The organism is Mucilaginibacter sp. 320_HR (genome assembly GCF_059691875.1).
In genome coordinates, this window is the sequence record NZ_JCAWAI010000003.1 from 602,253 (window position 1) to 618,500 (window position 16,248).

16 protein-coding genes are annotated in these 16,248 nt (G+C 43.2%); 7 read left to right on the forward strand and 9 right to left on the reverse strand.

Going from position 1 to position 16,248, the window contains the following annotated elements; translation table 11 throughout:
- Positions 1–66 precede the first annotated feature (66 nt).
- The 4 genes from rnhB (at position 67) to AC59GT_RS13285 (ending at position 3,844) form a co-directional block, all read left to right on the forward strand.
- Positions 67–663: a ribonuclease HII gene (gene rnhB / locus AC59GT_RS13270; protein ID WP_497238079.1), complete on the forward strand. Its 597-nt coding sequence runs from the start codon at positions 67–69 to the stop codon at positions 661–663.
- A gap of 62 nt (positions 664–725) precedes the next feature.
- Positions 726–1,922: a glycosyltransferase family 4 protein gene (locus AC59GT_RS13275; RefSeq protein ID WP_497238080.1), complete on the forward strand. Its 1,197-nt coding sequence runs from the start codon at positions 726–728 to the stop codon at positions 1,920–1,922.
- 50 nt (positions 1,923–1,972) lie between these two features.
- Positions 1,973–3,052 carry a glycine cleavage system aminomethyltransferase GcvT gene (gcvT, locus tag AC59GT_RS13280; RefSeq protein ID WP_497238081.1) on the forward strand — a complete coding sequence of 360 codons (1,080 nt, stop codon included), beginning with the start codon at positions 1,973–1,975 and terminating at the stop codon, positions 3,050–3,052.
- Positions 3,053–3,085: 33 nt separating this feature from the next.
- Positions 3,086–3,844 (forward strand): 2-phosphosulfolactate phosphatase, encoded by a 759-nt coding sequence (locus tag AC59GT_RS13285; protein WP_497238082.1) that lies wholly within the window; start codon positions 3,086–3,088, stop codon positions 3,842–3,844.
- Position 3,845: 1 nt separating this feature from the next.
- Here the strand turns inward: AC59GT_RS13285 and AC59GT_RS13290 are convergent, their stop codons facing one another.
- The 9 genes from AC59GT_RS13290 to rsgA all read right to left on the reverse strand — a co-directional run bounded on the left by AC59GT_RS13290 (position 3,846) and on the right by rsgA (position 11,090).
- Complete coding sequence (locus AC59GT_RS13290) at positions 3,846–4,763, reverse strand: DUF4349 domain-containing protein (protein WP_497238083.1); 918 nt, start codon at positions 4,761–4,763, stop codon at positions 3,846–3,848.
- 156 nt (positions 4,764–4,919) lie between these two features.
- On the reverse strand, positions 4,920–5,843 hold the full coding sequence (locus tag AC59GT_RS13295; RefSeq protein WP_497238084.1) for a hypothetical protein: 924 nt from the start codon (positions 5,841–5,843) through the stop codon (positions 4,920–4,922).
- Positions 5,844–5,847: 4 nt separating this feature from the next.
- Positions 5,848–6,276: a hypothetical protein gene (locus tag AC59GT_RS13300; protein WP_497238085.1), complete on the reverse strand. Its 429-nt coding sequence runs from the start codon at positions 6,274–6,276 to the stop codon at positions 5,848–5,850.
- A gap of 18 nt (positions 6,277–6,294) precedes the next feature.
- Complete coding sequence (locus AC59GT_RS13305; protein WP_497238086.1) at positions 6,295–6,525, reverse strand: hypothetical protein; 231 nt, start codon at positions 6,523–6,525, stop codon at positions 6,295–6,297.
- Between the two features lie 77 nt (positions 6,526–6,602).
- The gene (locus AC59GT_RS13310) at positions 6,603–6,929 is read right to left on the reverse strand and encodes a nucleotide pyrophosphohydrolase (RefSeq protein WP_497238087.1); all 327 of its coding nucleotides are present in this window, start codon (positions 6,927–6,929) and stop codon (positions 6,603–6,605) included.
- Positions 6,930–7,015: 86 nt separating this feature from the next.
- On the reverse strand, positions 7,016–7,474 hold the full coding sequence (dtd, locus tag AC59GT_RS13315; RefSeq protein WP_497238088.1) for a D-aminoacyl-tRNA deacylase: 459 nt from the start codon (positions 7,472–7,474) through the stop codon (positions 7,016–7,018).
- A gap of 87 nt (positions 7,475–7,561) precedes the next feature.
- Positions 7,562–8,482, reverse strand: a complete 921-nt coding sequence (locus AC59GT_RS13320) for a nucleotide-diphospho-sugar transferase (RefSeq protein WP_497238089.1) — start codon at positions 8,480–8,482, stop codon at positions 7,562–7,564.
- A 32-nt stretch (positions 8,483–8,514) separates the two neighbouring features.
- A complete protein-coding gene (locus AC59GT_RS13325; RefSeq protein WP_497238090.1) occupies positions 8,515–9,822 on the reverse strand; it encodes a flippase in 1,308 nt (435 codons plus the stop codon).
- A 350-nt stretch (positions 9,823–10,172) separates the two neighbouring features.
- A complete protein-coding gene (rsgA, locus tag AC59GT_RS13330; RefSeq protein ID WP_497238091.1) occupies positions 10,173–11,090 on the reverse strand; it encodes a ribosome small subunit-dependent GTPase A in 918 nt (305 codons plus the stop codon).
- Positions 11,091–11,336: 246 nt separating this feature from the next.
- On the opposite strand from rsgA, the gene thrA reads away from it, so the two are divergent.
- The 3 genes from thrA (at position 11,337) to thrC (ending at position 16,248) form a co-directional block, all read left to right on the forward strand.
- Positions 11,337–13,787 carry a bifunctional aspartate kinase/homoserine dehydrogenase I gene (gene thrA, locus AC59GT_RS13335; protein WP_497238092.1) on the forward strand — a complete coding sequence of 817 codons (2,451 nt, stop codon included), beginning with the start codon at positions 11,337–11,339 and terminating at the stop codon, positions 13,785–13,787.
- A gap of 42 nt (positions 13,788–13,829) precedes the next feature.
- Entirely contained in the window at positions 13,830–14,834 is a 1,005-nt protein-coding gene (locus tag AC59GT_RS13340; RefSeq protein WP_497238093.1) for a homoserine kinase, read from the forward strand.
- A gap of 103 nt (positions 14,835–14,937) precedes the next feature.
- Positions 14,938–16,248: a threonine synthase gene (thrC, locus tag AC59GT_RS13345; protein ID WP_497238094.1), complete on the forward strand. Its 1,311-nt coding sequence runs from the start codon at positions 14,938–14,940 to the stop codon at positions 16,246–16,248.

A 16,248-nucleotide genomic window follows, 5' to 3' on the forward strand; every position in this document is an offset into this window, starting at 1 on the left:
CAGGTGTTATGACCTGATTACATAATTACGGATATTTGTATCACCAAAGAGAGATAGTAGAGCGGGATGTTATTAGCCAGGTACCAACACGAATTTATTGAAGCAGGATGTGACGAGGCAGGGCGCGGTTGCCTTGCGGGGCCGGTTTTTGCCGCTGCAGTTATATTGCCGGATGATTTTGATCACCACCTGCTTAACGACTCCAAGCAGCTGAACGAAGAAGTTCGTTACCAGTTAAGGAAAGAAATAGAGCAGAATGCCGTTGCTCATGCCGTAGCATGGTGCGATAATGAGGAGATTGACCGTATCAACATTCTTAACGCATCCTTTCTTGCCATGCATCGCGCTATAGAAAAACTACACCTTACACCGCAGTTCCTGATAATAGACGGTAACCGTTTTAACAAATATGGCACTACGCCGCATGCCTGCATTGTAGAGGGCGACGGTAAGTACTTTAGCATAGCAGCGGCATCTATACTGGCCAAAACTTACCGGGACGACTACATGAAGCAGATTGCTGCCGAGCACCCGGAGTACAACTGGCACAGCAACAAAGGTTACCCTACTATAGATCACCGCAAAACCGTGATGGCTAAAGGGCATACGCCATATCATCGTAAAACTTTCCGCGTTACCGATCCTCAGCTAACTATTTTTTAGTTCTGGCTTTGCCAACTCTAAAGGGATTGATAAATTTGGACTGAACCAATTGCCGACCCAACTTGAGGATCCTCATTTTAACACACCGCATACCGTTTCCGCAAAACGGGGGCTACCCTATTGTGGTTGGCAACACCATAAAGGGCTTGGTGAGCATGGGGCATGAAGTTTCGCTTATTTCTATCAATGTAAAAAAGCATTCTGGCAGGCAGCACGAGCGCGACGACTTGTTAAATAAGATAAGCTACACCGAATACGGTATAGATACCCACATATCGGTACTGGAAGTATTCAGTAACTTGTTTACCCGCAACCCATACAACATCAATAAGTATTACGATGCCGGGTTTGAAAAGCTGGTGCTGCAAAATATAAAAGACAACCATTACGATGTTGTACAGCTGGAAGGCCTTTTTGTAGGGCCTTATGTAGCCGCCATCCGCAAAAACACCGCGGCCAAACTTATTTACCGGGCACACAATATAGAGCACCAGGTATGGCACCGGCTCGCACATCAAAAAAACGACCCTTTTAAAAAATGGTACCTTAACTTGCTAGCCAGGCGTGTTAAAAAGTATGAACTAGAACTGCTTAATCAGTTTGACGGCATAGCTGTATTTACGGGCGAGGACAAAAACGCAATGGAGTCATTCGGTGCTGAAATCCCGCTTTGCGTGGTTCCTATCGGCGTAGACATGGGTAAATACCAGCCCGAGCCGGACAAAACTGAATGCCCCAGCCTTTTCTTTTTAGGGTCGTTGGACTGGCTGCCTAATCGCGAAGGCATAGAATGGTTTATAGAAAACTTTCATAAGGAAATTGTAGAGGGTGACCTGAAGGTGAAATTTTACGTGGCAGGCAACAACATTCCCGAAGATTTTGACGAGTACGATGTACCCGATAAAGTATTTATACAGGGCGAGGTAGATGATGCCCTCGAGTTTGTGAATAGCAAATCTATCATGATTGTGCCCTTGCTATCCGGCGGGGGTATGCGTGTGAAGATTGTTGAGGGAATGGCTATGAAAAAGTGCATAATATCTACCACTATAGGCGCCGAAGGCATCAACTTTGCCCACGGCGAAAACATTATTATAGCCAACAATGCGGGTGAATTTTATGATGCATTGAAACGCTGTATAGCCGACGAGTGGTACTGCCGTGAGATTGGCGAAAACGCCCGAAAGCTGGTGGAGCAGGAGCATGATGTAAACAAAGTTACCCGCGACCTTGTGGCTTTTTACCAGTCGGTTATTTAACGCCTGCAATTGGCACTAATTTGCTACTTTTGCGGCGTTAAAATACATTCATGAAGAATACCGCTCTCTCTAACGTACACATCAGTTTAGGCGCTAAATTGGTGCCATTTGCAGGTTATAATATGCCTGTACAATACGCAGGAATTAACGCCGAACACGACACCGTACGCAAGGCGGTTGGTGTGTTTGACGTAAGCCACATGGGCGAATTTATATTAAAAGGCGATAATGCGCTGGCATTGATACAAAAAGTAACAAGTAACGATGCCTCAAAACTTTACGATGGTAAAGTGCAGTATTCATGCCTGCCTAATGAAGACGGCGGCATTGTAGACGACCTGCTGGTATACCGCATAGATGAGAAAACTTATATGCTGGTGGTAAACGCGTCCAACATTGAAAAGGACTGGAACTGGATAGCTAAATACAATACCGACGGGGTGGATATGAAAGATATATCTGACCGTACATCACTACTTGCTGTACAAGGCCCTAAAGCTGCTGATGCGCTGCAAAGCCTTACAGACATCGACCTTGCATCAATGGAGTATTACACCTTTAAAAGAGGAACTTTTGCAGGTATCAATAACGTTATTGTATCTGCAACAGGTTATACCGGTGCCGGTGGTTTCGAAATCTATTTTGATAACACCAACGCGGAACAAATTTGGGACGCTATATTTAAAGCAGGCGAGCCATTTGGTATAAAGCCGATAGGCTTGGGTGCACGTGATACCCTGCGTTTAGAAATGGGTTTTTGCCTGTATGGTAATGACATTGACGACAAAACGTCTCCACTGGAAGCCGGCCTGGGTTGGGTAACCAAATTCAGCAAAGAGTTCACCAACTCCGAAGCCTTGCAGCAGCAAAAGCAAGCCGGTGTACAACAAAAGCTGGTAGGTTTTGAGATGATAGATCGCGGCATACCACGCCACGACTACCCTATTGTTGATGCAGAGGGCAATACCATTGGCCGCGTAACATCGGGCACGCAATCGCCATCGCTGCAAAAAGCCATTGGCCTTGGTTATGTTAAGAATGAGTTTGCCAAAGAAGGCAGCGAGATCTTCATCAGCATCCGCGATAACAAAGTAAAAGCAAAAGTGGTAAAACCGCCATTTTATAAATAGCCCCCCGCCCCCCTGAAGGGGGAATATAAGTTGATGAATAGTACTGCCAGCCAAGATTTTCAAAAGTTCGCCCTTCAGGGGGTTAGGGGGCTCGACGTATGCCTCACCCCCTCACTCATTCCCTTATACAATGTGGGGGACTACATTGTAGTGGTGATAGATATCTTCCGTGCTACGTCTTCCATCTGCTACGGCATTGAGAATGGTGCAGAGGCGATAATCCCCGTGTCTGAAGTTGAGGAATGTGCGGCCTATCGTGAAAAGGGCACCGGCTACCTGCTGGCTGCAGAACGTGACGGAAAAGTAGTTGAGGGTTTTGATTTCGGCAATTCGCCTTTTTCTTACACGCCGGAGAAAGTTTCCGGTAAAACGGTTGTGCTTACTACCACTAATGGCACTCACGCGCTGCATCTATCACGTAATGCCAAACGTATAGTCATCGGATCGTTCCTTAACCTTACAGCGCTTTGTAACTGGTTAAAAACGCAGCAGGAGAACATCCTGCTGGTTTGCGCGGGCTGGAAGAACAACTTTAACCTGGAAGACACCCTGTTTGCAGGCGCGGTGATAGAACAGCTTAAAGGCGGTAATTACAAGCTGGACGACCCTGCCATTGCTGCTAACGACTTGTTTCAATTAGGCAAGAACGATATACCCGCGTATCTGAACAAAACCTCGCACGGAGAACGCCTTAAAAAGCTGGGCATAGAAAAAGACATTGCTTTTTGCCTGCAGGTAGACCTTACTACCGCCATCCCGTTTTTGGATGGCGATACGTTGGTAAAGCTGTAGGTTACTCTGCTACAACACGCTTGTGGCTTCTCCAGCGTTTTATAAACACCAGCGCAATAGCTGCAACTAGCAGCAACGGCCAGGCGGAAATAAGGCCAAACAAAAGGTTTTCCAGTCCTGCTAATCCGGCTCCGAGTGAGGCAAGTATCCGGTTGCCAAAACCTGGGGCAGTCTCAATCTGTGAAGCCTGCCGGGTGTAAAAAGTAATATTTAGCGAACTGTAGGCTACCTGTTTCTGCATAAAGTTAAGCTGTTGCTGTGTCGATTCAATATCACTGCGAATCTCCGTCAGCTTATCTTCTATCTGCAGCATGTCTGCTATCTTAATTGCTTTCCTCAGCAACTCCTGGTAGCGCGCTTCCAGCACTTTTTTGTTGTCGAGCCTTGCCTTTGTATCTATGTATTCGGTTGATACATCGTGGACGCGTATGTTCTTGCTGTCTATTTTATAGGCGGTATTCGCGGCGCCGTCTAAAAATGCTTCAAAGTTTGCCGCCGGTATCCGGATGTAAAGCTGATATTCCTTACGGTCACCCTCGGTACCCGCACTTTCCTGATCGCGCTCTACATAACCGTTAAAGCGCTTAAGGGAGCTTAGTAACTGCTTGCGGGTGTTCGCTACATCCTTGGTCTCGAAGCTAAGCTCGCCTTCTTTGATAATTTTGCGGGTGATGTCCTCGTTATCGGGCTTAACAACTGGTGGTGCAAATGACTGAGTTTTTACATCTGCATTAGCGACCGGCTCGTCTAATACTATTTGCTCGTTGGCCTCGCCTTTAGATTTTTCATTTACATCGCTTACAGAAATTGGTGGTGGCGGGGCAACCAATTGCACTTCAGTCACCTTCTCCTTTTGGGGAGATGTAGTGCAGGAGGTTAAGGTTAAAACTGCTGCGAGGATTACTTGATAAGTTCTCATAATAGTGTGGTTTAATTATGATGAGAACGACGTAAACAAAATTATATTTTATATAATAAATAAAAACATAATTTTATTCGGTGTTGCGATAAGCATCCCTCTTGGTATCTGCAGGTTTATATCAAAGGATTGCCTAGATCAAATTGTTAAGGGCGGCTACTGCTTCCAATCTAAAAACCTAACGCCGGGATAAGCGGTTAGTATTTTGTCATTATTCGGCACATCGATATCCAGGTATAAAGCGCTAATGTAATGTCCGGTATGTGGGTCGGTATTGTCAAGGCCAACAAGCAGGTATTTTACATCGCTATTATATACAGGTGTACTTAATCTACCGGATCGAAATGTTTTAAACGGGTATTGTTCGAGATTATTAAACATTGCCGCTCCGCCATAGTCATCACCCGAATGCAGTTCCTGAAAAGTAAGTACCAGATCAATTCCGTTGGCACTAAAATTTACGTTTTTCATTGGAGGTAACAGGCTGTCTTCTGCTTTGTAAAATACAGGGTTGCCGCCTGTAGCTTTACGCGTAACCATCATGTATTCGTCAGATGCATCGTAGTGATATTTCTTTAGAATGTAAACCAGGTCGCCGTTTTTCGATATTGCCGCCGACACAAAATCGTAATATCCATTATAGTTCACGATAGAGGGCGTAGTGATAGCCGGTCCCCAAAATTTAATTGTTTCACCGTCTACAACGTACAAGGTCTTATCGTCAAAGCTCCAGTCAAAATTGCGGATATCCGAATAGTTTAATGTCTTAAGGACATTCCCGGTTTGGTCAAGCACAATTATGTTTGTGCCAACCTGGTAAGCAAACCTGGTATGGTCATGGGATATTTTTACAAATTTTTTTGTTCCCCCGGTATTAGTGATCTTCACTGCTGTGCCATCAAAATCAGCAAGGTAATATATCTCGTTATTGTAAATAAATGCAATGCCCTTAATTGCCGGGTGGCGTATTACATTAAGTTTATCTATTACGTCTTTTGATACATAAGGATTTTCACCCTTTTGGCAGCTGGCAAATGATAGGAACAGCAGGGCAACTATTGCGTGGTGTATGTATTTCATATCTCTAAAAATTGTAAACCAGTGTGGCACCTGTTGTAATGGAATAATAAAAGGTACCCACCCTTGAATTGTACTGCGCCCTTCCGATTGGCGAAAATAAGTTATATGCCCCCTGCACTTTTACATGAATGTTATCCGTTAAAGCCAGGTTAAAACCAATTTTCGGTGCTATATAGGCTTCCTTTTCGTCCACGTATTCTTGTTCATGCACAAAAGCGTCAGTAGAAGTGGAACTGAATTTTGTCATATAAAGGCCCAGGTTAAATCCACCGTAAAGTTTCACAGCATCGCTTAGGGATATGTTATACGCGCCGCCCAAATAAAACATGGTAGTTTTAAATTTACTGAAGGTTGCCGTACCGTAATCATTGTCATTCACTAGATAATAAAAGGTGTCGGCCTTGGGTTTGTACTCGCGATAACCTATACCCACCTCTGCTGTAACAGCGTCCTAGTTGATATAAAAACTCAAACCGCCAGAAGGTGTTGGTTTATAGGTAAATTTTAAATTCCCGGCAGGCATATCGTATTCAGCCCGGAGACCGAGGCTGTAAGTCCGGCCATCTTCGTCTGAAAAGCCTTGTGCAACAGCTTTAAAGCAGGAAAATAGCAGAAAAAAAAGAATGATTTTAAAAGCAAAAACGAGAACAGGCCGTTTCGTTCGACTGTGAATTTTATGCATTAGGTTGTGATAAGATCAGGGATAAAAATATAAAAATCTCCGGTAGAAGCGAGTCGGGTTAACAAAAAAAGTTAGCGCTACTGCAGCTTTTCGTTACTCCGGTGCCTGTCTGCATCACGAATACTCTTTTTCTCAAGGTTACTTTCAAGAGCTTGGGTGAGGTCGATACCGGTTTGGTTAGCCAGGCAAATCAGTACAAAGAGTACATCAGCCATTTCATCTGCAAGGTTCACCTCTTTGTCCGACTGCTTGAAGGATTGCTCGCCATATTGACGGGCCATAATGCGCGCCACCTCTCCAACTTCTTCCATCAGCATGGCGGTGTTGGTAAGCTCGTTAAAATACCTGACGCCGGTCGTCTTAATCCAGCCGTCTACCAGGGCTTGCGCTTGCTTAATGGTCATATTTTGTAGTTATTAGCGAATGGTGATCTATGAAATTCTTTATCCGTTTTCCGCATACAAAAAAGTGTGGAAATTGAAGGTTTTGGTCAATGATTTTCCCGGTCTTTAGTGTCCATGATTATTGTTACCGGGCCATCGTTCACCAGGCTGATCTTCATATCCGCACCAAAAATGCCGGTCGCAATCTTCTTGCCTGTCAGACTTTCCAGAGCAGCTATCATCTTCTCATACAGCGGTATAGCTTTATCCGGGCGTGCGGCACGGATGAAAGATGGACGGTTACCCTTTTTGGTTTGTGCAAATAACGTGAACTGAGAGACAAGCAATATGTCACCGTCTATGTCAGCTAAAATTCTGTTCATCAAGTTATTATCATCACCAAACACGCGCATGCCTGTTATCTTTTGAGCAAGCCACTGCAGGTCTTCGTCTGTATCGGCATCCTCTATACCCAGCAATACCAGGAAACCAGGGCCTATTTCACCTGTAATATTGCCATCCACCCTGCATGACGCATCGGAAACCCGTTGTAGTACTGCTCTCATTTTAGCTGCTTAAATAGCTTTTTAGACGGTACACTTTAAAGTACGGCTAATCTTCCCTGTTTTTGGAACTACGAAATTTAGGTACTCTTATTTTATCAATTTTTTAACTTTATTTTTAAGTACAGATTTCATATTGGTGATTTTCTGGCGAATTAATGGAGGTACTTCTCTATCTAAACTGTAATTGTCTGCAACATTATTAGGTAACATAATAGGTGGATGTTTTAGAGGAAGTTCAAGCTTTGTAAAAGGCAAGTTAGCGCACCAACTACTAACGGTTGTATGTGTTGCATTTTGATTAAACCCAATGTTAGAGATCATGTTATTATTAGGCATAATAGCCAAAAAGTTGTTAATTAAGTTGGAAAACATGTACTGATAATCCCATGTATTTATAATCCCTGCTCTTACCAATACTAACTGATCATTAATAAAGTATTGATTTTTTTTGCTTAAATGGTTTAAATAACCGTATTCTAAAGCTGTGTCAAGAAACTTTAATTCAACATCATACTTGTCCCAAACCCTTCTCCAGCTTGCCCACCCCCAAACATGAGTAGATTTTGAGAAGTAATAAGAATACTCACCAACAGCATCTTTTTGAAAATTACTTCCGCATATATGGGCTATTCTGTTGTCGTATCTATAATAATCGAGCATTAAATCGCAAAAAATAAAGAAATCTTCGCTAGGTAAACAGTCGTCTTCTAAGATTATCCCTTCAGGCTCATTTTCAAAAAACCAAGTAATGGCTTTACTAACATTATCACGGCAACCTAAGTTTTGGTCACGGAACAACGTAAATAACTCACAATCCCAATCTATATCTTTTATTAAGTTTCTCGTGTTTTTACAATTAAGCTCATCCTGCGGGTTTGTCGGTCTGGCACCATCGGCAGCAACATAGAGTTTAGATGGTCGGGCTAATTTGATTGCCTCGAATACGGTTTTAGTCTCTTCCGGGCGATTGAAAATAATAAACAAAACCGGCGAACTTACTTTGTACATGTATGAAAATAATTATAATTAATTAACGCTACCTATGCCGTTTTCAAAAAAAACAACATTGATCTGGATTGCATATAGAAGATATGTCGCGTCGATTTGTTTATAAAATAATAGAAGTAAGAAGCATAAAATTGAGACATTAAAGTTGCAATAGCTGCACCATTAATGCCGAAACGAGGAATTAAAAACACGTTTAAAAGAGCATTAATTAGCAAACCTTGTATGGACTTGTATAAATTGTGCTTATTTAGATTTTCGATGACAAGCATATTTCCCGCACTAACACCCCAAAAAACAAACACGGCTGTCCAAATACTGATTTTCAAAGCAAAGGCTGATTCAATGTAGCTGCTGCCATACAAAGTTGATATCAACAGATTTGCTGAAAGTGAAAGAACAATTGCTATTGAAAAACTGATTACAAATAGTATTTTAAATAGATTCATACAGAGTCTCCTGTATTCTTTAACATCAAATTTTAATTTTATTAATTTAGGGAAAAAAGAGTTTACGAAAACACTGGGAATAAAGTACCACAATTCGCTAAATCTTACCGACACAGAATAAAGCCCAACTTTCTTTGTGTCTAACATGTTTCCGATCATTAACTGATCTAAGCGCATGTACATTAATATAATCACTCCAGACAGCATCAGTGGCCAGCATTCAATCAATATTTTTTTAGCATAATTCCTATCAAGCCGCCAACCTAAAACCCTCGGCAAGCCATAGCTAAAGATTAATCCACAAGCGCCTATAAATATCTCAAAAAGGGAAATAATTACAAACTCCATTAAGCCGCCTTTATTAACTAAAATAAAAACTTTCAACAATGAGGTAAAAAGGAATGCACCGTTTTTTATAATTACAGTCGTTTTCGATTTTAACTTTGACTGAAATTTTAAGTCTATTACATCAAAACATTGGAAAGAAAGGCCTAAGCCAGTAACAAAGGTGATAATTACAAGCGCCGAATTACTCTGAGCAAACAAAACGTAACAAACGCTAATTACAATAGCGATTACAGAACCTGTAAGTCTTAAGAGGAACGCTGTACCCATTAAAATGTCTTCATTTGCCTCATCCTCTACAAGATTTTTTACGAGTACCTGATCTAATCCAAGTGTAGCCAAAGCACTTAAAATACTAACTACAGCAATTGCATAATTCCACGTTCCAAAATTGACTGGGCCCAAATACCTAGCTGTCCAAATACCAACAAAAAGACCAACACCCAATCTGCAAACTTTATCAAAAAAAAGCCAGCCAGTATTCTTTAGAATACGACTAGACATGTATTTATTAAGATTAGCGCGTGTAAGTTTATCTTGAATGTGCATTAGCAGGATGATAGATTGAAAGATTGTTTTATAAACAGATGATTACGAATTAAAACGATAGACTATCATTTGGCTAACAGACGTAAAAAACACGTATTGTAAAAAGACGTGATAATGAAGCAACACCTAATACTATTCTTGCAAGTTAAAATCAGGATTAAAGTCGACGAAGTTAATTAATTCGAATGACATGTTTTAAAAACTTAATCATCATCTCCCCTAACTATGTGGTACGCGCATCGACTTTACTTCTCACTAACAACTATCCATATCTGCTGTTAAGCATCGCTTTCGGCTACACAACAATTTTCTAAGGATTTAGCAAATACTTTCTTTAATTTATCAATTAACTATGCCCTTGTCTCGTTTGCGTGATAAATACTCAGGTAGCTATCGTACCGTGATTGCGCTATTTCGCCCTCTTCAACCGCTTCTAAAACCATGCAACCGGGTTCATTTATATGCCTGCAGTTGTTAAACCGGCACTGATTCATGCGTTCCCGCATCTCAGGAAAGAAATGGCTAAGTTCCTGTTTTTCAATATCTATAACTCCTAACTCGCGTATGCCGGGTGTGTCTATCAGGTAACCGCCCTGTGGCAGTTCAAACATCTCGGCAAAGGTAGTGGTGTGCATCCCTTTGTCGCTCCATTCGGAGATCTGGTGTGTACGCAGCTCAAGATCAGGCAGTAAGCGGTTGATCAAGCTGGACTTACCTACGCCCGAATGCCCGGAAATTAGCGTTACTTTATCTTTCAATATGGCCTGTACTTCATCAATGTTGGTACCTGCCAGTGCGGACACCTCATAGCATGGGTAGCCGATATCCTCGTAAATGCTTTCGTAATCAGCCAATATCTCCAGTCCCTCTTCACTAAAAAGATCTAACTTATTGAATACCAATGCCGCACGAATGTCATACGCTTCTGCAGTAACCAAAAATCTGTCAATAAAGCCAAGTGATGTACGTGGAGATGCTAATGTTACCACCAAAATAGCCAAATCCAAATTGGCAGCGATAATCTGCGCCTGTTTAGACAAGTTGACTGAGCGACGTATAATGTAGTTTTTACGCGGATATAGCTTAGTAATCACCCCGGTACCCTGTTCGGGCTCCATGTCAAAGTCAACAAGATCCCCTACCGCAATTGGGTTGGTAGTAGTAATACCTTTAGTACGGAACTTCCCCTTTATACGGCAATCGATCACGTCTGGACCGCTTTTTACCTGGTACCAGCTCCCTGTCGACCTAATTATTAACCCCTGCATAGCTGCGCAATTTAGGAAACATATGTAGGCTATTAAAAAATTAAAACTTTTGTTTTGCTATTTCAAATATAATCTACTTACTTTACAGGCATTATATAAGATGACAGTTAACAACACCATTATTACTACCATTATTACCACCGGGATAAAACACGGAGGAAGATAATCGTATGGTGTAAAACATAGATACAAACCAAATGAAAGCCTTCCTCCGCAAAGAGGAAGGCTTTTTTATTATCACGCAAAATGAAAGTTCTAAAGTTCGGAGGCACCTCGGTTGGTTCGGTAAGCAGCATACAAACTTTGCTCGAAATTTTAAAGGAAGAAAACACCAACGGGAGTAAGCCTGTAGTGGTGCTTAGTGCCATGAGCGGCATTACTAACCTGCTCATTGCTATGGCCGAAGGAGCCGCACAAGGCGAAGAGTTTACCGCTCAATTGGCAGAATTGGAAAAGAGGCACTTTGATGTCGTAAAAGCCTTGCTGGACATCCAGAATCAAAATCCGGCTTATACCCGACTGAAGATTCACTTTAATCAGCTGGAAGAGCTACTGCAAGGTGTACTGACCCTCCGCGAGTTAACTGCTAAAACCCGCGACCAGATCGTAAGCTTTGGTGAGCGATGTTCTACACTGATGATCAGCAAAATAGCCGCACAGCATTTTCCCGAAGCATTATTTGTTGATGCTTCTGATTTGATCAAAACGGATAGCAGCTTTGGACAAGCCAAGGTGAACCTGGAATTAACAGACCTGCTTGTGCAAAGCTTTTATAGGGAAAATAGTGATAAATTGCTGTTCGTCACCGGATTTATAGCTGGCAATGATGCCGGACAGATCACTACACTCGGCCGTGGTGGGAGCGATTATACCGCCGCCATCTTAGGTTCTGCGTTAAATGCCGAAGAGATCCAAATATGGACCGACGTTAACGGCATGATGACTGCTGACCCTAGAATGGTGAAGAAGGCCTTTCCGCTAGAGGAGCTTTCTTATACAGAAGCTATGGAACTCTCTTACTTTGGTGCAAAGGTGATTTATCCGCCTACCATGATCCCTGCATTCCTGAAACGAATCCCGATTATTATTAAAAACACCTTCGAACCTGCTTTTCCCGGTACAGTTATCAGGCATGATTGTAAGTCGTCCAACTTACCTATCAAGGGTATCTCTTCTATAAATAACATCAGCATTCTAAGTCTGGAAGGCAGCGGTATGGTTGGTCGTTCCGGCTTTAGTGGCCGTTTGTTCTCCTTACTTGCCCGCGAGCAGATCAACATCATTCTAATTACCCAGTCCTCATCAGAACACAGCATCACCTTCGCGGTACAACCACAGGATGTTCAAAAGGCAAAACAGCTGATAGAAGCCGAGTTTGAACTGGAGTTGCTGGCTAATAAGTTAGAGCCGCTTGTTGTTGAAGCTAAGCAGGCAATACTGGCCATTGTCGGCGAAAACATGAAACAAACGCCGGGAGTATCCGGCAAGTTATTCCACGCGCTGGGCCGCAACGGTGTAAATGTTCGCGCGATAGCCCAGGGTTCTTCAGAATACAACATATCGGTAATTATTTCTTCTCACGACCTGGCCAAGGCGCTTAATGCAGTTCACGACGCTTTCTTTATTGAACTGACAAAGACCCTGCACGCGTTTTGCCTTGGGACTGGTAACATAGGTAAAACGCTGTTCAATCAGCTTAATGCACATAAAGAGTACCTTGAAAAAAACAACGGCATACAGGTAAAAATTGCCGGAATTAGCAACACCCGCAAAATGTTGTTTAATAGCGATGGCTTATCTTTAGACAGTTGGGAACAAGAATTAGCAGACTCCATGCACGCTGCGGACCTTGCTGGCTTCGTTACTAAAATGAAGGCGATGAACCTGCCTAATTGTGTGTTTATAGACAACACTGCAAGTCCAAAACCAATTGCTTTTTACGAAGACGTATTCAAAGCTAATATCTCGGTAGTCACGTGCAACAAAATTGGCAACTCAGCTTCTTTCCAGCAGTATAAAACTTTCAGAGATACCGCCAGGAAACATGGTGTCGACTTTTTCTACGAAACCAACGTTGGCGCCGGATTACCAATCATCAGAACATTAAAAGACCTGATGAGCAGTGGTGACAGGGTTAAGCGTATCGAAGCTATACTGTCGGGTACAATATCTTTTATCTTTAATCATTTTAAAGGCGACGCAAACTTTCATGACGTAGTGAAGGAAGCGCAGGATAAAGGCTACACCGAACCGGATCCACGAGATGATCTGAGTGGGCGTGATTTTATGCGCAAGATGCTGATACTCGCCCGGGACGCGGGCTATGAAATGGAAGAGGCTGATGTACAGATCGACAATATCTTGCCTCAAACGTGTCTGGAAGCAAAGACGGTTGAAGATTTTTACACAGCATTAAAGAGGGAGGACGCTTTCTTCTCCAATCTGAAAAACCGCGCAGAAGAAGAAAAAAAGGTGCTTCGTTACATTGGTAAATTAGAAGATGGTAAAGCATCAATCACCCTGCAGATGGTTGATGAGAATCACCCATTCTACATGCTATCCGGAAGCGATAACATAATATCCTTTACTACGGACAGATACAAGGATCGCCCGCTTGTAGTAAAAGGTCCGGGTGCTGGCGCAGAGGTAACTGCTGCGGGCGTTTTTGCTGATTTGATAAACGTGGGAGCCAATTAAGAAGCCCTCCGCCCCCTGAAGGGGGAGTAAAAATAGAATCATATGGAAAATAATATAGAAGAAGCTAAGCAGTCAATTATTTCAAAAGCTCCCCCTTCAGGGAGCGGGGGGGGCTCTGCCTCTATTGCTGTTTTTGCTCCGGCAACCGTTGCCAACGTGGTTTGCGGGTTTGACGTATTGGGCTTTGCCGTAAACGACCCCGGCGACGAAGTGGTAATGCGTATGACAAACACGCCGGGTATTACCATCAGCAAGATCACCGGGGATAACGGCCGGCTACCTCTTAATCCCGTGAAAAACACGGTGAGCGTAAGCGTACAGCATTATCTTAATAGCATCGACCGTACAGATGTTGGTGTAGATATAGAGCTGCATAAGAAAATGCCTATTGGAAGCGGACTTGGCTCAAGTTCTGCCAGTACCGTTGCGGGCCTGTTTGCAATTAAAACTTTGATGGGCGATGATACAGATCCGTCCACCCTGTTACCATTTGCTATGAAGGGCGAAGAGATGGCTTGCGGTCACGGCCATGCAGATAATGTTGCCCCTGCTTTGATGGGCGGTTTTGTATTGATACGCAGCTATGAGCCGCTGGATGTGGTGCGGCTACCCCATCCGCCTGATCTATGGTGCGCTATCGTGTTTCCTGATGTAGATGTACCCACCCGCGAAGCTCGCCAGATCATCCGCAACAAAATCAACATGAAGGATGCGGTAACACAGTGGGGAAACATTGCAGGTTTGGTAAGTGGCCTGTTTATGCAGGACATAGACCTGATAGGCCGCAGCATGCAGGATGTATTGGTGGAACCAGTGCGTAGTATGCTCATCCCGGATTTTTACCAGATGCGCGAAATGGCAATGGAATTGGGTGCTGTAAGCTTTGGAATATCGGGCTCAGGACCATCTGTATTTGCGTTTACTAAAGATGAGCAAACAGCAAGGCAGGTAACCGCTAAATTGCAGCAACACCTTACTAAAATTGGCATAGGGTCTTATACTTACGTGTCTACCATAAATGATAAAGGCCCGAGGGTGATTGGGTAATAAAGAGTACGTCATCGCGAGGAACGAAGCAATCTCCTCAAAATGCACGTTATATTTAGGATTGCTTCGTTCCTCGCAATAACGCGTGGTATACCCTACTAAAATGAAATTTTATAGCACTAATAACCCGGAACTACGGGTCGGTTTTAAAGAGGCGGTATTTAACAGCATGCCTCAGGACAAAGGGCTTTATATGCCGGTAGAAATCCCACGTTTGCCGGATGGTTTTTTTACTAATCTTGACAGGTATACCCTGCCTGAAATCGCTTTTCATGCTGCACAAAACCTGTTGGGGGAAGACATCCCTGGTGACGATCTTAAAACCATTGTTCAGGATGCTATTAACTTTTACGCGCCGGCCGTAAAGCTGGAAGACAATGTTTTTGTACTGGAGTTATTTCATGGGCCTTCACTCGCATTTAAAGACTTCGGCGCCCGCTTCATGAGCCGTATCATGAGCTACTTTCTACAGGACGGAGAGAAGCAATTAGACGTGCTGGTAGCCACCTCTGGCGATACAGGTGGTGCCGTTGCTTTAGGATTTCTAGGCGTGCCCAATACCCGCGTAACTATTCTTTACCCTAAGGGCAAAGTAAGCCACATACAAGAACTACAGCTTACCACCAACGGACAAAACATTCGCGCGCTGGAGATAGATGGCACATTTGATGATTGCCAGGCATTGGTAAAACAGGCCTTTACTGATGCGGAACTTAATGAACGGTTCCGACTGACATCGGCCAACTCCATCAACATTGCAAGGCTGATCCCTCAAACATTCTATTACTTCAGCGCATATGCACAGTTGCTAAAACGTGGCATGAGTAGAGTGGTGTTTGCTGTTCCCAGTGGTAATTTTGGCAACATTGGCGCGGGCTTACTCGCCTGGAAAATGGGATTACCTGTAGAACACTTTGTTGCAGCTACCAACGCCAACGACACCGTACCTGCATTTCTAAGAACTGGCGTTTACGAACCGAAACCTTCTGTTGCAACGCTTTCTAACGCTATGGATGTAGGCAACCCAAGCAATTGGGTGCGCATCCAGGACCTTTTTAAAGGATCACCATCAACATTAAATGAACTTATAAAAGGTTACACTTATACCGATGAAGATACCACCGCTGCCATCAACGACATTTTTAAACAGTACAATTATGTCGCTTGTCCGCACACTGCTATTGCCTGGAAGGCCTTAAAAGAATACCAGCAAGAACACATTGATGCAGATATTGCCGGCATATTCCTGTCTACAGCGCACCCATGTAAATTCCCGGATGTTTTTGATGGTAATGTTGCGAAAGCACTTACAATACCGGCCGAAGTTGAAGCGTTAGAAACCAGGAAAAAGCAAGCTGTAAATTTAGGCACCGACTTTGCCGGATTTAAAGGATATTTGCTGCAAAATAGCTAA